Annotated in this window: 16 protein-coding genes; 9 read left to right on the forward strand and 7 right to left on the reverse strand. The window is 68.9% G+C overall.

The window, feature by feature from the left end; translation table 11 throughout:
- Positions 1 to 16 precede the first annotated feature (16 nt).
- Positions 17 to 997 (reverse strand): Ku protein, encoded by a 981-nt coding sequence (locus tag RAB71_RS00570; RefSeq protein WP_010340643.1) that lies wholly within the window; start codon positions 995 to 997, stop codon positions 17 to 19.
- Positions 997 to 1,392 carry a hypothetical protein gene (locus RAB71_RS00575; RefSeq protein ID WP_010340644.1) on the reverse strand — a complete coding sequence of 132 codons (396 nt, stop codon included), beginning with the start codon at positions 1,390 to 1,392 and terminating at the stop codon, positions 997 to 999. The genes RAB71_RS00570 and RAB71_RS00575 overlap by 1 nt, the downstream gene beginning before the upstream one ends.
- Positions 1,393 to 1,555: 163 nt before the next feature.
- Here RAB71_RS00575 and RAB71_RS00580 point away from each other — a divergent pair, with 163 nt between their 5' ends.
- On the forward strand, positions 1,556 to 1,858 hold the full coding sequence (locus RAB71_RS00580) for a hypothetical protein (RefSeq protein WP_010340645.1): 303 nt from the start codon (positions 1,556 to 1,558) through the stop codon (positions 1,856 to 1,858).
- 390 nt (positions 1,859 to 2,248) lie between these two features.
- Here the strand turns inward: RAB71_RS00580 and RAB71_RS00585 are convergent, their stop codons facing one another.
- The 3 genes from RAB71_RS00585 to adh form a co-directional block, all read right to left on the reverse strand.
- Positions 2,249 to 2,644, reverse strand: coding sequence for a DUF779 domain-containing protein (locus tag RAB71_RS00585; RefSeq protein WP_010340646.1), 396 nt, complete (start codon positions 2,642 to 2,644; stop codon positions 2,249 to 2,251).
- The gene (adhP, locus tag RAB71_RS00590; RefSeq protein ID WP_010340647.1) at positions 2,644 to 3,672 is read right to left on the reverse strand and encodes an alcohol dehydrogenase AdhP; all 1,029 of its coding nucleotides are present in this window, start codon (positions 3,670 to 3,672) and stop codon (positions 2,644 to 2,646) included. Before adhP ends, RAB71_RS00585 begins: the two co-directional genes overlap by 1 nt.
- A 126-nt stretch (positions 3,673 to 3,798) precedes the next feature.
- Positions 3,799 to 5,328, reverse strand: a complete 1,530-nt coding sequence (adh, locus tag RAB71_RS00595; RefSeq protein ID WP_010340648.1) for an aldehyde dehydrogenase — start codon at positions 5,326 to 5,328, stop codon at positions 3,799 to 3,801.
- A 245-nt stretch (positions 5,329 to 5,573) separates the two neighbouring features.
- Here adh and RAB71_RS00600 point away from each other — a divergent pair, with 245 nt between their 5' ends.
- Complete coding sequence (locus RAB71_RS00600) at positions 5,574 to 7,472, forward strand: sigma-54-dependent Fis family transcriptional regulator (protein WP_010340649.1); 1,899 nt, start codon at positions 5,574 to 5,576, stop codon at positions 7,470 to 7,472.
- A 314-nt stretch (positions 7,473 to 7,786) separates the two neighbouring features.
- The gene (locus RAB71_RS00605) at positions 7,787 to 8,551 is read left to right on the forward strand and encodes an SDR family oxidoreductase (RefSeq protein ID WP_010340650.1); all 765 of its coding nucleotides are present in this window, start codon (positions 7,787 to 7,789) and stop codon (positions 8,549 to 8,551) included.
- 27 nt (positions 8,552 to 8,578) lie between these two features.
- Here the strand turns inward: RAB71_RS00605 and RAB71_RS00610 are convergent, their stop codons facing one another.
- Entirely contained in the window at positions 8,579 to 9,049 is a 471-nt protein-coding gene (locus RAB71_RS00610) for a hypothetical protein (RefSeq protein ID WP_010340651.1), read from the reverse strand.
- Between the two features lie 289 nt (positions 9,050 to 9,338).
- Positions 9,339 to 11,465 (reverse strand): TonB-dependent receptor, encoded by a 2,127-nt coding sequence (locus tag RAB71_RS00615; RefSeq protein ID WP_029561789.1) that lies wholly within the window; start codon positions 11,463 to 11,465, stop codon positions 9,339 to 9,341.
- 129 nt (positions 11,466 to 11,594) lie between these two features.
- Here RAB71_RS00615 and RAB71_RS00620 point away from each other — a divergent pair, with 129 nt between their 5' ends.
- The 6 genes from RAB71_RS00620 (at position 11,595) to RAB71_RS00645 (ending at position 16,373) form a co-directional block, all read left to right on the forward strand.
- Complete coding sequence (locus tag RAB71_RS00620) at positions 11,595 to 12,797, forward strand: amino acid aminotransferase (RefSeq protein ID WP_010340653.1); 1,203 nt, start codon at positions 11,595 to 11,597, stop codon at positions 12,795 to 12,797.
- 170 nt (positions 12,798 to 12,967) lie between these two features.
- On the forward strand, positions 12,968 to 13,984 hold the full coding sequence (locus RAB71_RS00625; protein ID WP_010340654.1) for a class 1 fructose-bisphosphatase: 1,017 nt from the start codon (positions 12,968 to 12,970) through the stop codon (positions 13,982 to 13,984).
- Positions 13,985 to 14,247: 263 nt separating this feature from the next.
- Positions 14,248 to 14,571: a hypothetical protein gene (locus RAB71_RS00630; RefSeq protein WP_010340655.1), complete on the forward strand. Its 324-nt coding sequence runs from the start codon at positions 14,248 to 14,250 to the stop codon at positions 14,569 to 14,571.
- A 78-nt stretch (positions 14,572 to 14,649) separates the two neighbouring features.
- Positions 14,650 to 15,162 (forward strand): hypothetical protein, encoded by a 513-nt coding sequence (locus tag RAB71_RS00635; protein ID WP_010340656.1) that lies wholly within the window; start codon positions 14,650 to 14,652, stop codon positions 15,160 to 15,162.
- 196 nt (positions 15,163 to 15,358) lie between these two features.
- Positions 15,359 to 15,631 carry a hypothetical protein gene (locus RAB71_RS00640; RefSeq protein WP_010340657.1) on the forward strand — a complete coding sequence of 91 codons (273 nt, stop codon included), beginning with the start codon at positions 15,359 to 15,361 and terminating at the stop codon, positions 15,629 to 15,631.
- Positions 15,632 to 15,761: 130 nt separating this feature from the next.
- On the forward strand, positions 15,762 to 16,373 hold the full coding sequence (locus RAB71_RS00645) for a hypothetical protein (RefSeq protein ID WP_010340658.1): 612 nt from the start codon (positions 15,762 to 15,764) through the stop codon (positions 16,371 to 16,373).
- Positions 16,374 to 16,401: the final 28 nt, after the last annotated feature.

Below are 16,401 nucleotides of genomic sequence, written 5' to 3' on the forward strand. Positions count from 1 at the left end.
CCGCGACCGACCTGCCCTAGCCGGCCTTGCGCCGCGCCGGCGCCTTGCGCGCGGCCGGCTTGGCCTTGGCCGCCGCAGGTTTGGCGCGTGTCGCCTTCTTGGCCTTGCCAGCCGTGCTCTTGGCCGGTTTGCCGCTCTTCTTCGCCGCGGTCTTGCGTACCGGCACGCGCTCGTCCTGTCTGGCCGGCGTGCGCTTCTTGGCCTCCAGGCTCTTCTGCAGCAGCGACATGAAGTCGACCACGTTGGTGGTGGCGTCCTCGCGGTGCGGCGCCTCGGCGTCCTCGTCGACCTGGGTGGTGCCCTCCTGCGCCTTGATCCGCTTCTGGATCACCGCATGCAGCCGCTCGCGGAATTCGTCGTGGTAGGCGTCGGGGTCCCAGCGCCCGGACATCGAGTCGATCAGCTGCGCCGCCATCTCGGTTTCCTTGGCGCTGATACGGTAGTCGGCGGCCTTGCCGCTGGGCAGCGTGTAGTCGTCCAGGTCCACCAGTTCCTGCGGATAGCGCAGCAGGATCAGCACCAGCGCGTCCTGCAGCGGCATCACTGCCGACAGGTATTCACGGGTGCGGATCACCACCCGCGCGATGCCGACCTTGCCGGTGCTCCGCAGGGTCTCGCGCAGCAGCACATAGCCCTTCTCGGCCTTCTTGCCCGGCACCAGCACGTAGGGCTTTTCGAAATAGCGCAGGTCGATCTCGGCGGCGTCGACGAAGGCTTCCACCTCCACCGCCTCGTGGCTCTCCGGCGCGGCCGAGGCGATGTCCTGCTGCTCGACCACCACGTAGTTGCCCTTGCTGTATTCGTAGGCCTTGACGATGTCCTTCCACGGCACTTCCTCGCCGGTGTCGGCATTGACCCGCTCGAAGCGGATCGGGCGCTTGTCGCGCGCGTCGAGCATGCGGAAGTGCAGGTCGACCCGGCGTTCGCCGGACATCAGCGACACCGGCACGTTGAGCAGGCCGAAGGACAGCGTGCCGGTCCAGATCGGGCGCGGCATCAGTGCGCCTCCATGCCGGTCGCCTGCGCCGGCAGGTGGTCCAGCGCCTGCCAGGCGTCCTCGACCACCTGCCGCGCCTGGTCCCAGTCCAGCCGCGAGTCGCCGCGCATCAGGTCCCAATGCGCGGCCAGTTCGCCATCGGTCTCGGCCTGCGGCCCGCGCGGCCAGCCGCGGGCGTGGGTCTGCAGGGCGAAGGCATAGGCCGGGCACAGGTCGCGCCACGGGGTGCGGTGGCGCGCACGGCGCTGGCGGTAGTCGGCCAGGCTGTAGCGGCGGTAATCCGGCGCATCGTGCGGGCGCGGCGCGGCGCCACGGCGACGCGGCGGCGGCACGCTCGGCAAGGGGTCCAGATGGGCGTTGAACAGCAGCGGGTCGGGGCGGTCGCTGGGGCGCATGGCAGGGCTCCGGGCGGCAACGTCGGCGGGGGGGATGCGCAGCAGTAGCGCCCGCCCCGTTAGCGGTTCGTGACCGAGGCGTGCAAGGGCCGCGATTCGCAATGGCTTCACTGCCGCGGCGGTGAACTGGACCTCCGCCGCCATTCCTCTGGAGGAACCGGACATGTCCACGCCCACCGACCCGCTGCGCCGCGCGGCCCCCGTCCCCGGCGAACAACGCGGCAAACGCGAGACGCAGCTCAGCGAAGACCGCGGCGCCGGCGACCGCCCCGAGACCATCGTCGAACACGAACCACGCACCGGCGAGGATCGCCCTGCCCCGCCGGACACGCCGGCGCACTCCACACCCGACACTGCGCACGGACGGCACGCCGACGCCAACCAGGACGAAGCGCTGGAAGAAACCTTTCCCGCGAGTGATCCGGTGTCGCCGTTCGTGCCGGCAAAGCCGCCGAAGGGGTCTTAGGCGGAGGCGTCTTGAGATGCCGTTTTGGCGTTCGTATTCGTTTTGCGAAGTACAACGGATGTCTCGTAGGAGCGGCTTCGGCCGCGACCCGGGCGTTCCCGATAACGCTCCGTCGCGGCTAAAGCCGCTCCTACGGGGGACATTGTGGTGCGGTGCGGTGAGCATCATCCCAGCATCCTTGTGGGAGCGACTTCAATCGCGACAGGCCTTACCGGGAAAGCCTCGTCGCGACTGAAGCCGCTCCCACACTGCATCTGCCATTACATCGACATGGTCGAAGACGCGACGTGTCCATGTAGGAGCGGCTTTAGCCGCGACGGGCGTTACCGGTAACGCCACGGTCGCGGCTAAAGCCGCTCCTACAGCTGCAACAGCGGCGCGGATGCGCCACTACACCTTCCCCGCCGCCTCCAGCGCGGCGTACTCGCCGTCGGTGAACAGGCGCGAGCGCACCAGGAAGCGTACGCCCTCGCCGTTCTCCAGCGAGAACATGCCGCCGCGGCCGGGCACCACGTCGATAATCAGCTGGGTGTGCTTCCAGTAGGCGAACTGCGACGGGCTGATGTAGAACGGCGCCTGCCCGATCTCGCCCAGCAGCACGTCGCGGTCGCCGACGATGAAGTCGTCCTGCGGATAGCACATGGGCGAGGAACCGTCGCAGCAGCCGCCGGACTGGTGGAACAGCAGTGCGCCGTGCCGCGCCCGCAGCTTGGCGATCAGCTGCAGCGCCGGCAGCGTCGCCAGCACCTGCGGCGGTAGCGCGTCGGCGGGCGCGGACGCGTCCATCAGGCGGCCATGTCCAGCACGATGCGGCCTTCGATCTTGCCGGCGTGCATGCGCGCGAACACGTCGTTGACGTTGTCCAGGGTGTCGGTGGCCACGGTCGCGGCCACCTTGCCCTGCTCGGCGAATTCCAGCGACTCCTGCAGGTCCAGGCGCGTGCCGACGATCGAGCCGCGCACGGTCACGCCGTTGAGCACCATGCCGAAGATGTCCAGCGGGAACTGGCCCGGCGGCAGGCCGTTGAGCGAGACCGTGCCGCCGCGGCGGACCATGCCGATGGCCTGCTCGAACGCCTTCGGCGAGACCGCGGTGACCAGCGCGCCGTGCGCACCGCCGATTTCCTTCTTCAGGTACGTCACCGGGTCGGTGGTGCGCGCGTTCACCGTCACCGTCGCACCTAGGCGCGTGGCCAGCGCCAGCTTGGCGTCGTCCACGTCCACCGCGGCCACGTTCAGGCCCATCGCCTTGGCGTACTGCACCGCCATGTGGCCGAGGCCGCCGATGCCGGAGATCACCACCCAGTTGCCGGGCTTGGTGTCGGTCACCTTCAGGCCCTTGTACACGGTGACACCGGCGCACAGGATCGGCGCGACCTCGACGAAGCCGATGCTCTTCGGCAGGTGGCCGACGTAGTTGGCATTGGCCAGCGCATACTCGGCGAAGCCGCCGTTGACCGAGTAGCCGGTGTTCTGCTGCGTCTCGCACAGGGTTTCCCAGCCGCCCAGGCAATGTTCGCAATGGCCGCAGGCCGAGTACAGCCACGGAATGCCGACACGGTCGCCTTCCCTGACGTGGCCCACGCCGGCACCCACCGCCACCACGTGGCCCACGCTCTCGTGGCCGGGAATGAACGGCGGGTTCGGCTTCACCGGCCAATCGCCTTCGGCCGCGTGCAGGTCGGTGTGGCACACGCCGCAGGCCTCGATCTTGACCAGGATGTCGCCGGCCTGCGGCCGCGGCACCGCCACTTCCTCGATTGCCAGCGGCTTGCCGAATTCCCGCACCACGGCGGCTTTCATCGTCTTGTCCATTGCAACGCTCCTGAGAAAAACGGGTGATGTCACCATCGCGCGACCGGCGACGGATTGCCTTGATCCAGATCAGTTGGCGGCAACGCGACGACACGCCTGTGCGCGTGCCGCCGCCCTGCCCGCACGTCAGAAGAAGCCCAGCGCCTTCGGCGAGTAGCTGACCAGCAGGTTCTTGGTCTGCTGGTAGTGGTCGAGCATCATCTTGTGGTTCTCCCGGCCGATGCCCGACTGCTTGTAGCCGCCGAACGCGGCATGCGCCGGATAGGCGTGATAACAGTTGGTCCACACCCGCCCGGCCTGGATCGCGCGGCCCATGCGGTACAGCCGCGCCGCATCGCGGCTCCACACGCCGGCACCCAGGCCGTACAGCGTGTCGTTGGCGATCGCCAGCGCCTCGGCCTCGTCCTTGAAGGTGGTCACCGACACCACCGGACCGAAGATCTCCTCCTGGAACACGCGCATCCTGTTGTGGCCCTTGAACACCGTCGGCTTGACGTAGAAGCCGCCGGCGAGCTCGCCATCCAGCGCGTTGCGCTCGCCGCCGATCAGCACTTCGGCGCCTTCCTGCTTGCCGATGTCGATGTAGGACAGGATCTTCTCCAACTGCTCGCTGGAGGCCTGCGCGCCGACCATGGTGTTGGGATCGAGCGGGTTGCCCTGCTTGATCGCCGCCACGCGCTTGAGCGCCTTCTCCATGAACTTCTCGTAGATCGACTCCTGGATCAGCGCGCGCGACGGACAGGTGCAGACCTCGCCCTGGTTGAAGGCGAACAGCACGAAGCCTTCCACCGCCTTGTCGAGGAAGTCGTCGTCCTCGGCCATCACGTCGGCGAAGAAGATGTTGGGCGACTTGCCGCCCAGCTCCAGCGTCACCGGGATCAGGTTCTGGCTGGCGTACTGCATGATCAGCCGGCCGGTGGTGGTCTCGCCGGTGAAGGCGATCTTGGCGATGCGCGGGTTGCTGGCCAGCGGCTTGCCGGCCTCCAGGCCGAAGCCGTTGACCACGTTGAGTACGCCCGGCGGCAGCAGGTCGCCGATCACCTCCATCAGCACCAGGATCGAGGCCGGGGTCTGCTCGGCCGGCTTCATCACCACGCAGTTGCCCGCGGCCAGCGCCGGCGCCAGCTTCCAGCACGCCATCAGCAGCGGGAAGTTCCACGGAATGATCTGGCCGACCACGCCGAGCGGTTCGTGGAAGTGATAGGCGATGGTGTCGTGGTCGATCTCGGAGATGCCGCCTTCCTGGGCGCGCACCGCGCCGGCGAAGTAGCGGAAGTGGTCCACGCACAGCGGCACGTCGGCGTTGAGCGTCTCGCGCACCGGCTTGCCGTTGTCCCAGGTCTCGGCATAGGCCAGCAGTTCCAGGTTCTGCTCGATGCGGTCGGCGATCTTCAGCAGCACGTTGCTGCGCTCGGTGCTGGAGGTCTTGCCCCAGGCGTCCTTGGCGGCGTGCGCGGCGTCCAGCGCGGCCTCGATGTCCTCGGCGTTGGAGCGCGCCACCGAAGTGAACACCTTGCCGGTGATCGGCGTGCTGTTGTCGAAGTACTGCCCGCTCTTCGGCTCCACCCATTTGCCGCCGATGAAGTTGCCGTAGCGCGACTTGAAGATGGACTGCGGATCGGTGGCATGCGGCTTGGCGGTGCTGACGGCGTTCATCGTGTTCTCCTTCGGCGGTCGAGAAGGACAGGGCAGGCCCGTCCGGGTAGCTGCACATGCGCAAGACCGATGCCAGGTTTTGCGTGCTGCGCCGCGTCACGCGTTCGCACCGCGACACATCGACGCACCCCGCCCGGTTTTGCTGCGTCGCGCCACGCCTGCTGATTGCGCCGCGCCGGCGGATGTGCTGTTTATCGGAACACCCGTATCACCAGGTGTCGCAATCTGCGACAGCGGAGCCGGACATGGCGCAGCACCCTTCGCAACATCAACTCGGCCAGGCCCGCCGGGCCTTCTTCGAACGCGGCGGCGCGCCGGTCGGGCAGGTGCCAGACACCATCCTGCAGTCGTGGCAGCGCTGCCAGCGCCTGGGCCTGGCCGCGGACGCCCAACCGGCGATCGAGCCGCTGGAAGCCTCACGCCTGCGCGCCCTGCGCGAGGCACACGAGCGGCTTTGGCGACTGGCCCGTGCCGAACTGGAAGGCCTGGCGGGCGACGCCGCGGCCACCGGCAGCATCGTGCTGCTCACCGACGAGGCCGGCTGGATCCTCGACGCCGAAGGCAGCCCGCGCTTCCTCGACAAGGCAGGCAGGGTGGCGCTGATGCCCGGCGCATGCTGGAGCGAACCCCAGGTCGGCACCAACGCGATCGGCACGGCGATCGTCGAAAGCCGCTCGGTGGAAGTGCGCGGTGGCGAGCACTATTTCGCCCCGCACCAGATCCTCAGTTGCGCGGCGGTGCCGATCTTCGATCCGTACGGCCGCCTGGCCGGCGTGCTCGACATCTCCGGCGACGCCAGCGTGCAGCACATGCACGCGCTGGCGCTGGCGCGGATGGCGGTGGCCAACATCGAGCACCGCTATTTCGACGACGGCATTCCCGGCTGCGAACTGCTGCGCGTGCACCACGATCCGGCGCTGCTCGGCACCGCACGCGAGGCGCTGCTGGCCTTCCGCAACGGCCGCCTGGTGGCCGCCAACCAGGCCGGGTTGCGGCTGTTCGGGCTGGAGCGCCACGAACTCGGCCGCGCGCCCTACGAGGCGCTGTTCGAGGAACCGCTGTCGCGGCTGCGCCAGCAGGGCAGCGTGTTCGACCTGCAGGGGCGGGCGCTGCACGGACGCATCGACAGCCCGGCCGACGATCGTCCGCGGCGACGCCCGCAGCAGGCGCCGATCACCGTAACCGCGTCGTCGCGGCCCTCGGCCGCGGCGGCGTCCGACGCCCCGCTGTTCGATGCCGCGCAGGAACTAGCGCTGGAACGCGCGCGGCGCGTGCTCGACGCGCAACTGCCGGTGCTGGTGCAGGGCGAGACCGGCACCGGCAAGGAAGTGTTCGCGCGTGAACTGCACCGGCGCAGCGCACGCGCTGGACGCCCCTTCGTGGCAGTCAACTGCGCGGCGCTGCCGGAAGGGCTGATCGAAGCGGAACTGTTCGGCTACGAGGACGGCGCCTTCACCGGCGCGCGCAAGCACGGCAATCCGGGGCTGTTGCGTCAGGCCGATGGCGGCGTGCTGTTCCTGGACGAGATCGGCGACATGCCGCTGGCCCTGCAGCCGCGCTTGCTGCGTGTGCTGCAGGAGCGCGAACTGCTGCCGCTGGGCGGCGGCAAGCCGGTGAAACTGGATTTCGCGCTGATCTGCGCCACCCACCGCGACCTGGACGCGGCGATGGCCGAGCAGCGCTTCCGCCCCGACCTGTACTACCGCATCGCCCACCACTGCGTGCAGGTGCCGGCACTGCGCGCGCATCCGGACCGGCGCACGCTGGTCGCCGAGCTGTGGACGCGGCTTGGCCAGGGCAGGCGCCTGACCGAGGCCGCCCTGGCGACGCTGAGCGCCTATGCGTGGCCGGGCAATCTGCGCCAGCTGGTGGCCTGCCTGCGCACGCTGGTGGCGCTGAGCGAGCCGGACGCGCTGGTCGATAGCGACGCGTTGCCGGCCTATCTGCCCGGCGTGCGCGCGGCAGAGCAGGGCAGCAATGCCGGCACCGCAATGCCGTTGCCCGATGCCGACCTCGACAGTCTCGCGCTCGGCGCCATGCGCCAGGCTCTGGACGCCTGCAACGGCAACGTCTCGCAGGCCGCACGGCGGCTCGGCATCAGCCGCAGCACGCTGTACCGGCGGCTGCAGTTGGGCGCGCACTGAGATCGCGTTTCGCTGCGTGCCAGCTGCGCCGCGCGGTCGTCGACATCGCGTTTCTCGCAGGAGCGGCTTCAGCCGCGACGCGACTCCATCGGTCATGCCAGTCGCGGCTGAAGCCGCTCCTACACGACAGCAGTGCTTCTTGCCGAGTTGCGACAGATCCTGCAGAACACCGCGTCACGGTTGACCGTCGCTCTCGCATCCAGTGCCTCTTGCGGACGGTACGCATCGCCCGCGACTGCCGCGTCCGAACACGGCGAGCAGCGCGCGGCGGCGCCGACGATGCTCCAGGTTCTTTCAAGACCATGGAGCGTCACATGCAACGCTTGCACGGCAAGATCGCGCTCATCACCGGCGCCAGTTCCGGCATCGGCCACGCCGCGGCGCACCTGTTCGCACGCGAAGGCGCCTGCGTGGTGCTGGGCGCGCGCCGCGGCGCGCTGCTGCAGACACTCGCCGCGGAGATCGAGGAGGCCGGCGGCCAGGCCGCGTGGCTGGCCGGCGACGTCCGCGAGGAGGCCTATGCGCAGGCGTTGGTGGCGTTGGCCAGCGAGCGCTTCGGCGGCCTGGACATCGGCTTCAACAATGCCGGCACCCTGGGCACCCTGGTGCCGACCACACAGCTGCAGGCGCAGGCCTGGCGCGACGCGCTCGACATCAATCTCAGCGGCGCGTTCTTCGGCGCCAAGCATCAGATTCCGGCGATGCTGGCGCGTGGTGGCGGATCGCTGATCTTCACTTCGACCTTCGTCGGCCACACCGTCGGCTTTCCGTGCACGGCCGCCTACGCCGCCAGCAAAGCAGGCCTGATCGGCCTGACCCAGGCGCTGGCGGCGGAGTTCGGACCGCAGGCGATCCGGGTCAACGCATTGCTGCCGGGTGGCACGCAGACGCCGATGGCGGAGGCGATGAACGGCACGCCAGAGGCGCTGGCGCAGGTCGCGCAGCTGCACGCGCTCAAACGCCTGGCGCAACCGGACGAACTGGCGCAGGCCGCGCTGTTCCTGGCCTCCGACGAGGCTGCGTTCATGACCGGCAGCGCGATGCTGGTCGACGGCGGGGTGTCGATCAACCGCAGTTGAGCGGCGCGCTGCTGCCGTCGGCCTGGCTCATCGCGCCCGTGCCGGTGCCGCCGGTGCGCGGGGTTCGCGCCGGATCTGCCGGCCGGTGGCTTCGGCCTGCGCCTTGAGCGCCGGCGGCGCCGCGGGACTGGACGCGACGAACGCCGCCAGTTGCAGCGCCAGCGGTGGATCCATCAGGCGCAGCAGGCCCAGCGCGTGGCCTTGCCGCACCGGATCGCCCGAGGTGATGTCGGCATAGAAGAGTTCCACGTACTTGCTCTGCAACGAGCGCGCGAATTCCCTGTTCTTGTCTTCCACGCTGAGCTTTGCCAGCGCCAACTGGCCCGCGGAAATCTTGTCCGCGGCGGCATTGCCGTAGAAGGCCAACACCGCCATTGCCACCGGCGCCAGCATCTTCTCCAGGAGCCGGAACGCGCGCTCGGCCGGAGTTTTCCGCGTCTGCAGTGCCTGCTTGAGCCGGGCGACGTCGCTCAGCAACCGGTCGAGCTTGTCTTCCACGCTATCCCTCCGCGACATCGACGCCTGCATGGGCCATCCATGCGGCAGTGCCTTCCCTGCGTCTAAGCGTCGCCGGCGGCGGCTTGTGAAGCGCGCATGCCACGGTGTGTCGCAAGGCCCGCGGACAGGTCAGGGCAGGGACCCCGGCGCTGCTCGACGAAGCAGTCCTGCGCCGCCGAACAGGAATCCCGCGTCCCATGGTGCCGCCCATCGCTAGCAGCGATCAGCGAACTACCGAAAAACGACACGCTCGGATGGCGCTGGGAGATGTTCCCCGCCTACGACCGGCTCAGTGCGGCAAGTCCCACTGCAACCCGACCGTATAGCTGCGATCCGGCCCCGGCTCGTAGTAACGGCCATTGCCGTCGTTGACGATGACCGAGCCGATGTAGCGGCGGTCGAACGCGTTGTCGATGCGCGCGAAGGTACGCAGGGTGCCGTGCGCGGTGGTCCAGCGCCGCGCCGCTTCCAGGTTGAGCAGGGCGTAGCCGGGCGCGGCCTCGCTGGCCAAGTCGTTGACCACGGTGTCGCCGGCGGCCACGCCCTCCACCGCGAATTGCCAGGCGCGCGGCTGCCATTGCCAGCGCGCGAACAGTTGCTGCTGCGGCACGCCGGGCAGGCGGGTGCCGGCGGCCACCACCGCGGTGGGCGTGGCGCAGCCGCTGCTGGCGCAGGTCAGGTAGGCCTGGCGCACCGTCGCCTGCAGCCAGGTGTAGGCCAGTTGCAGTTGTGCGCTGTCGCCCAGCGGCAGGGTCAGGCTGGTCTCGGCGCCCTGACGGCGGGTGCGGCCGATGTTGCGGTAGGTGCTGCGGCCGTTGGTGTTGCTGGCCACCGCCAGTTCGTCGTCGGTGCTGGCGCGGAACAGCGCCGCGTCCCAGCTGGCGCCGGCGGCGTTGCGCCACTTCGCGCCCAGTTCCAGGTTCTGGCTGCGCGCCGCGGCCAGGTCCAGGGCCAGGCCGGCGCCGCCGTCGCGGCGGTAGCCCAGCTCGTTGAAGGTCGGCGTCTCGAAGCCGCGCCCGGCCGAGGCGTAGAGCCGCAGGTCGTCGGTGACGCGGAACACCAGCCCGGCCACCGGGGTGGTCGCGGCATAGTCGGTGCGGCCGCTGTCGTCGGGGTTGCGGCCGACGATATAGGCATCGTCCGAACGGAACCGCACCTGGCTGTGGCGCAGGCCGGCGAGCAGCGACCAGCGCGCGGCGAACTGCCACCAGGCCTGGGCGAACTGGTCCACGTTCTCCACCCGGTCCTGCTGGTCGCGGCGCAGCGGCCCCTTCACTCCGAGCGTGCTGCCGACGAAGTTCTCGTAGCCGGTGCGGTGCTGTTGCTGGCGGTCGGCATTGGCGCCGACGGTGAACTGGAACGGGCGGCCGGCGAACTGGCCCTGCCAGGCCCAGCGCGCGTCGAGGCCGCCGTAGTCGCCATCCAGGTCGATCACCCCGCCGGCGTTGAGCGGGTTGCTCTGCGCGCTCACCGGCACCGAGAGGTATTGGGTGACGTCGCGGCGCCCGGCGTAGCCCATCAGGCGCCAGGTCTGCTGGTCCACCTGCTGGGTGAAGATGGCGCCGGCCTGGACCTGGCGGGTGGACTTGCGGGTATCGAACTGGCTGGCCGCGGCGGTGGCCTGGCGCGGGTCGGCAGCGGCCTGGGCGCGGCTTAGGCCCAGCGGATCCTGCGCATCGGGCGCCTCCAGCGCGTTGAACAGCAGGTCCAGGCGCCGCCCCGGCGCCAGGTCGATGCCGAGCTTGGCGTTGAAGGTGGTGCGCTGGGCGTGGCTGTGGTCGCGGTAGCCGTCGGTGCTGAAATGGGTGGCGGCCAGGTTGTAGTGGACCTCGCCTTGCTGGCCCAGCGCCTGCGCGCTGAGCGCCGCGGTGCCGTGGCTGCCGATCGCGCTGCGCAGCCGCCAGGGATCGTCGGGCTGGCCGTCGGCGCTCCACAGCTGCACCACGCCGCCGGAGGAATTGCCGTACAGCGCCGAGAACGGCCCGCGCAGCACCTCGATCCGCTCGCTGCCGAACAGGTTGAAGTTGGACAGCTGGCCCTGGCCGTCCGGCATCGTCGCCGGGATGCCGTCCAGCAGCAGGCGCACCCCGCGCACGCCGAACGCCGAGCGCGCGCCGAAGCCGCGGATCGACAGCTGGGTGTCCTGCGCATAGTTCTGGCGATCGCGCGCCAGCAGGCCGGGCACCCCGACCAGCGCCTCGGATGCCTGTATGCCGAGGCGGTCGCTGTCGCCCAGGCCGGTGGTGGTCAGCGACGCCGGCAGGTCGAAATCGGCCACGCCGCCGACGCGGGCGGCCTGGACCTGCAAGGCGGGCAGGGTGGTGGCCGGCTCCTCGCCAGGAGCGGCGTGGACCAGGGACGACAGCGCCAGGGCGCAGGCCCCGCAGAGCAGGGCGGAGGGCAGGGAAGAAGACATGGCCCATCATCGCCCAACTGCCGCCCGGCCGCACCGGCCAAGCGCGGCAGCGTTTGTTAGGATGAGGTGTTTGACCGCGCCGGCTCCGGTCCTTCCGGCCCCCACCTCCGCCACCGAACGAGTACCGCCGTGTCCTTCTTTGCAAACGTGGAACAGGTCCCAGGCGACCCGATCCTGGGCCTGACCGAGGCCTACAACGCCGACTCCCGCCCGACCAAGGTCAACCTGGGCGTGGGCATCTACTACGACGAAAACGGCCGCATCCCGCTGCTGCGCGCCGTGCAGCAGATCGAGCAGCAGCTGGCGCAGGAAGCCAAGCCGCGCGGCTACCTGCCGATCGACGGCCTGCCCGCCTACGACCTGGCCACGCAGAAACTGCTGTTCGGCGCCGAGTCGCCGCTGCTGGCCGCCGGCCGTGTCGCCACCTCGCAGACCGTCGGCGGCAGCGGCGCGCTGCGCGTGGGCGCGGACCTGCTGAAGAAGCTGCTGTCCACCTCGACCATCGCCATCAGCAACCCGAGCTGGGAGAACCACCGCGCGGTGTTCACCGCCGCCGGCTTCGACGTGGTCGACTACACGTATTTCGATCCAGCCAGCCACGGCCTGAACTTCGACGGCATGCTCGCCGACCTGCGCGCGCTCGCCCCCGGCAGCGTGGTGCTGCTGCACGCCTGCTGCCACAACCCGACCGGCGCCGACCTGAGCCAGGCGCAGTGGCGCACCGTGGCCGAGCTGCTGAAGGAACGCAATCTGTTCCCGTTCGTGGACATCGCCTACCAGGGCTTCGACAAGGGCATCGACGCCGACGCCTACGCGGTGCGCCTGCTGGCCGAGGTCGGCATCGACAACTACGTGGTCGCCAGTTCCTACTCCAAGTCGTTCTCGCTGTATGGCGAACGCGTCGGCGCGCTGTCGGTGGTCTCGGCCAACGCCGCCGAGAGCAAGGCGGTGCAGTCGCAGGTCAAGCGCATCATCCGCACCATCTACTCCAGCCCGTCCACGCACGGCGCCGCGCTGGTCGCCGGGGTGCTCAACAGCCCGGAACTGCGCGCGATGTGGGAGCAGGAGCTGACCGAGATGCGCGAGCGCATCCACGCCCTGCGCGCCGGCATGGTGCAGAAGCTGGCCGCCCTCGGCGCGCCGGAGTTCGGCTTCATCCAGCAGCAGGCCGGCATGTTCTCCTACTCGGGCCTGAGCAAGGCGCAGGTGGACCGGCTGCGCGAGGAGTTCGGCATCTACGCAGTCGGCACCGGCCGCATCTGCGTGGCCGCGCTGAGCCAGAAGAACCTGGACTACGTGACCCAGGCCGTGGCGACCGTGCACAAGGGCTGAGCCCCGCGGTCCCGCACCGAGCCGGAAGCGCCTGCGCTTCCGGCTTTTTTTGTGCCTGCAGAGCGGCCGCGTCGGTAGCGCAGGCATGTTCCAAGAACGCCGTTGATCGAAATCTACCGCGCAACCCGCGACAATGGCGGTCCCCTTTCTCACGCAAGGCCGTCCTGCCCATGTCGCGAACGTCGCTGACCCGCTTCCTGATCGAAGAACAGCATGCCGGGCGTATCGGCCCGGAACTGCGCCAGCTCATCACGATCGTGTCCCGCGCCTGCAAGCGCATCTCCATCGCGGTCAGCAAGGGCGCCCTGGGCGGGGTGCTGGGCGATGCCGGCACGGGCAACGTGCAGGGCGAGGCGCAGAAGAAGCTGGACGTGCTCAGCAACGACATCCTGCTCGAAGCCAACGCCTGGGGCGGCCACCTCGCCGCCTGCGCTTCGGAAGAGATGGACCACTGCCAGCCGGTGCCCGACAAGTACCCCAGCGGCGATTTCCTGCTGCTGTTCGATCCGCTGGACGGCAGTTCCAACATCGACGTCAATGTCTCGGTCGGCACCATCTTCTCTGTGCTGCGCGCACCGCCGGGCACCGACAAGCCCGGCGACGAGCACTTCCTGCAGCCGGGCACCGCGCAGGTCGCCGCCGGCTACTGCATCTACGGCCCCAGCACGATGCTGGTGCTGACCCTGGGCCACGGCACCCACGCCTTCACCCTGGAGCGCGAGGAGGGCAGCTTCCTGCTGACCCAGGCCGACATGCGCATCCCCGAGGACACCGCCGAGTTCGCGATCAACATGTCCAACCAGCGCCATTGGGAAGCGCCGATGCAGCAGTACGTGGCCGACCTGCTGGCCGGCAGCGAAGGCGTGCGCGACAAGAATTTCAACATGCGCTGGATCGCCAGCATGGTCGCCGACGTGCACCGCATCCTCACCCGCGGCGGCATCTTCATCTATCCCTGGGACAAGAAGGACCCGGGCAAGGCCGGCAAGCTGCGGCTGATGTACGAAGCCAACCCGATGGGCATGCTGGTGGAGCAGGCCGGCGGCGCCGCCAGCACCGGCCGCGCACGCATCCTCGGCCTGCAGCCGGAACAGCTGCACCAGCGCGTGCCGGTGTTCCTGGGCTCGAAGAACGAGGTGGCCGAGGCGGTGCGGTATCACGTGGAACACGACAGCCGCCACGGCTGAGCGCGGTGGTGCCGCAGGCGCGCGTCTAGGCATCGCCTAGGCGATGGCGACTGTCGCCACCGTTGCCGTATAGTCGGTGCCGCATCGCCGAGGCATGCCCTCGGTCGGTGCAAGGGGAAGCCGCTGCAGGCGGCGCAGTGCGATTCGGCAAAATCGTCCCGGAACGATGGCGGCTGCTCCAAAGCGGCGTGTCGGCTCCGGGGTGTGCGCTGTCACGGTCGCCGCGCCGATGCCGATCAACAATTCAAACAGGGGAAAGTGCAATGAAACGTGTCTTCGGGCTGTTGCTGCTGCTCGTCTCGGGTGTCGCCTGTGCCGACACCACGCAACAAGGCAAGATCACCCGCGTCGTGGTCGAATCCAACTACGCCTCGGTGTGGCTGGAGAACCAGCCGACCAGCAACGAGTGCGCCTCGGACGGGCGTTGGGTGATCGATTTTTCGGCAGACGCCATCGCCAAGGAAAAGTATTCGGCCATCCTCTCCGCCGCCACGTCCAGGACCCAGGTCGTGCTGCAGTACACGACCAGTGAGGGCTGTGGCGGCTTCGGCGCGAAGAAGATCCACTACGTCGACCTGCTGTACTGATCGCACGCGCGCCGCGCTCTTGGTTGGGAGCGCGGCGACGCGGCAGGATGCGACCACCGAGACGACAAGGACGTTCCGATGCGCTGGTGCCTGATGCTGATGGCGATGATGTCGAGCGGCGTGGTGTCCGCTGCCGAGCCCTTTCGCATGCAGAACCTCATGCTGCTGCAGCCCGAAGCGGTGATGCGCGAGCGTGCCGAGAACATCGATGCGCTGGCGGCATACGTGAAGGCGCTGGACGCCACTGCATCGCGTGAACTGTCGCGGGTGAGCACGCCCCGGCCCACCGCCGGCTTCGTGGCGGTGGCCGTCCGCCCAGGCGGCCGTTCCCGGGTATGGCTGGATGTGACACCCGCACTTCCCGACACGGTGGCAAACACGCTGGTCGCGGCATTGGAGCGGGTGCCGCCGTTCCAGGCCAGGAGCGGCGTGGTGGTGTTCGCGCTCAACGTCACCCTGTGGGGCGCGCCGCCGACCGAGCGCCTAGGGCCGTCGCCAGCGGCCTGGCAGCGTGCCGCCGAGGGCCAAGCGGCGCCCATGGAGATCGGCGACCTGGTCGATCGGGTCTGGCCGGCCAATACAGCGCACTAAGGCCGCATACGCATCTTGGCTTGCGTGCTGTCGGATGCCGGCTTCGCCCCTCGAGAGAACCCTTGCTGATCTGACGCGGCGGCCGTCGCCTGGCGTTCCGGCTGCGGTAGGGTAGCGGCAGTCAGCGGCATGCGCAGCGCAAGCACCGTTGGCTGTTGGTCACGTGCACCTGGTCATATCGGGCGGGAGGAAATCCATGAACCAGACCCTCGTCGTGCTGTTCTTCTTCGCCACCGCACCGGTCGCGCTGATGCCCACCGTCATCGCGCTGTTCACCCGCCATCGCTGGCGAAAGCGCATCGTGCTGATCAACCTGGCGTTGTGGACGCTGTTGTTCTTCGCCGCCCGGAGTTTCACCCTGTACAACTCCAGTCGCTTCGAACTGCCCACCCTGCTGGCGCTGGCGGTGTGGCTGGCTCTCCTTGGCATCGCGATCCGCGGCAATCCCACGCAGTTGAAGGAACCCTAGCGGAACTCCAGGACCCGCCAAGCCGCCCTCCAGACGGACATCGCGGTAGACAACTCTTCGTTGCAGCCGGTCGAACACGCGACCGCCGCTTAGCATCATGCGAGGTCGTTGAACGCACGGGAGCGCGAAGATGCAGGATCCGTCGGAGTTCCAGCACAATCTTTCGCAGAGCGCACTGGATTTTCAGACGCGGGTCTGGCCGCGCATCGCCTCGCATCCGCGGATCGGCGGTGGCGAACTGCATCTGGTCGAGGCAAACGTGGACACCGGGCTCGCGCGCGATCTGGACACTCTGGCCGGGATCGACGCATGGCAGGTCGTGGGTAACCGCATCGGCATGCGCAGCATCGCGAGCCGTGTGCAGTGGGGCCAGGACCGCAGGACGTTCTCCATCCGCTACCGCAAGCCGAGCGGTGCCGGAACCGAGTACGAAAAGCGCCTGGCGGCGATCAAGCATCCCGAGCTTGGCCTGAGCTATCCGCACCTCACCGTGCAAGCCTTTCTGGATCAGCGTGGCGGACGTGTCTGCAGCGTCGCGGCGATCACTACCGAACACCTGATCCTGCAGGCCGAAAAGTTGCTTGGCTGGGGTCGTATGGCCGATGGCTCGAAGAGACGCTTCGGACGTCGACGGCTGCCGGATGGCACCGAGTTCCTGTACATGCATTGGGACTATTTGTTGTTCACCGAGCTGGCTCCGCACCTGACGATTTTCGAGGGAGCAGCAGCCGACGTCGGCTGAACCCACTGCGGCCGCATGCGCTGGGCGA

It is taken from the genome of Xanthomonas sacchari, from assembly GCF_040529065.1.
GTDB classification, from domain to species: domain Bacteria; phylum Pseudomonadota; class Gammaproteobacteria; order Xanthomonadales; family Xanthomonadaceae; genus Xanthomonas_A; species Xanthomonas_A sacchari.

What these genes read in the sequence shown, in the direction of transcription:
- RAB71_RS00615 (WP_029561789.1), bottom strand. Translation starts at nt 11,465, where the DNA reads ATGTCTTCTTCCCTGCCCTCCGCCCTGCTCTGCGGGGCCTGCGCCCTG.
- RAB71_RS00645 (WP_010340658.1), top strand. Translation starts at nt 15,762, where the DNA reads ATGCAGGATCCGTCGGAGTTCCAGCACAATCTTTCGCAGAGCGCACTG.
- RAB71_RS00585 (WP_010340646.1), bottom strand. Translation starts at nt 2,644, where the DNA reads ATGGACGCGTCCGCGCCCGCCGACGCGCTACCGCCGCAGGTGCTGGCG.
- RAB71_RS00605 (WP_010340650.1), top strand. Translation starts at nt 7,787, where the DNA reads ATGCAACGCTTGCACGGCAAGATCGCGCTCATCACCGGCGCCAGTTCC.
- RAB71_RS00630 (WP_010340655.1), top strand. Translation starts at nt 14,248, where the DNA reads ATGAAACGTGTCTTCGGGCTGTTGCTGCTGCTCGTCTCGGGTGTCGCC.
- RAB71_RS00625 (WP_010340654.1), top strand. Translation starts at nt 12,968, where the DNA reads ATGTCGCGAACGTCGCTGACCCGCTTCCTGATCGAAGAACAGCATGCC.
- RAB71_RS00640 (WP_010340657.1), top strand. Translation starts at nt 15,359, where the DNA reads ATGAACCAGACCCTCGTCGTGCTGTTCTTCTTCGCCACCGCACCGGTC.
- RAB71_RS00575 (WP_010340644.1), bottom strand. Translation starts at nt 1,392, where the DNA reads ATGCGCCCCAGCGACCGCCCCGACCCGCTGCTGTTCAACGCCCATCTG.
- RAB71_RS00570 (WP_010340643.1), bottom strand. Translation starts at nt 997, where the DNA reads ATGCCGCGCCCGATCTGGACCGGCACGCTGTCCTTCGGCCTGCTCAAC.
- adhP (WP_010340647.1), bottom strand. Translation starts at nt 3,672, where the DNA reads ATGGACAAGACGATGAAAGCCGCCGTGGTGCGGGAATTCGGCAAGCCG.
- RAB71_RS00635 (WP_010340656.1), top strand. Translation starts at nt 14,650, where the DNA reads ATGCGCTGGTGCCTGATGCTGATGGCGATGATGTCGAGCGGCGTGGTG.
- RAB71_RS00580 (WP_010340645.1), top strand. Translation starts at nt 1,556, where the DNA reads ATGTCCACGCCCACCGACCCGCTGCGCCGCGCGGCCCCCGTCCCCGGC.
- adh (WP_010340648.1), bottom strand. Translation starts at nt 5,328, where the DNA reads ATGAACGCCGTCAGCACCGCCAAGCCGCATGCCACCGATCCGCAGTCC.
- RAB71_RS00600 (WP_010340649.1), top strand. Translation starts at nt 5,574, where the DNA reads ATGGCGCAGCACCCTTCGCAACATCAACTCGGCCAGGCCCGCCGGGCC.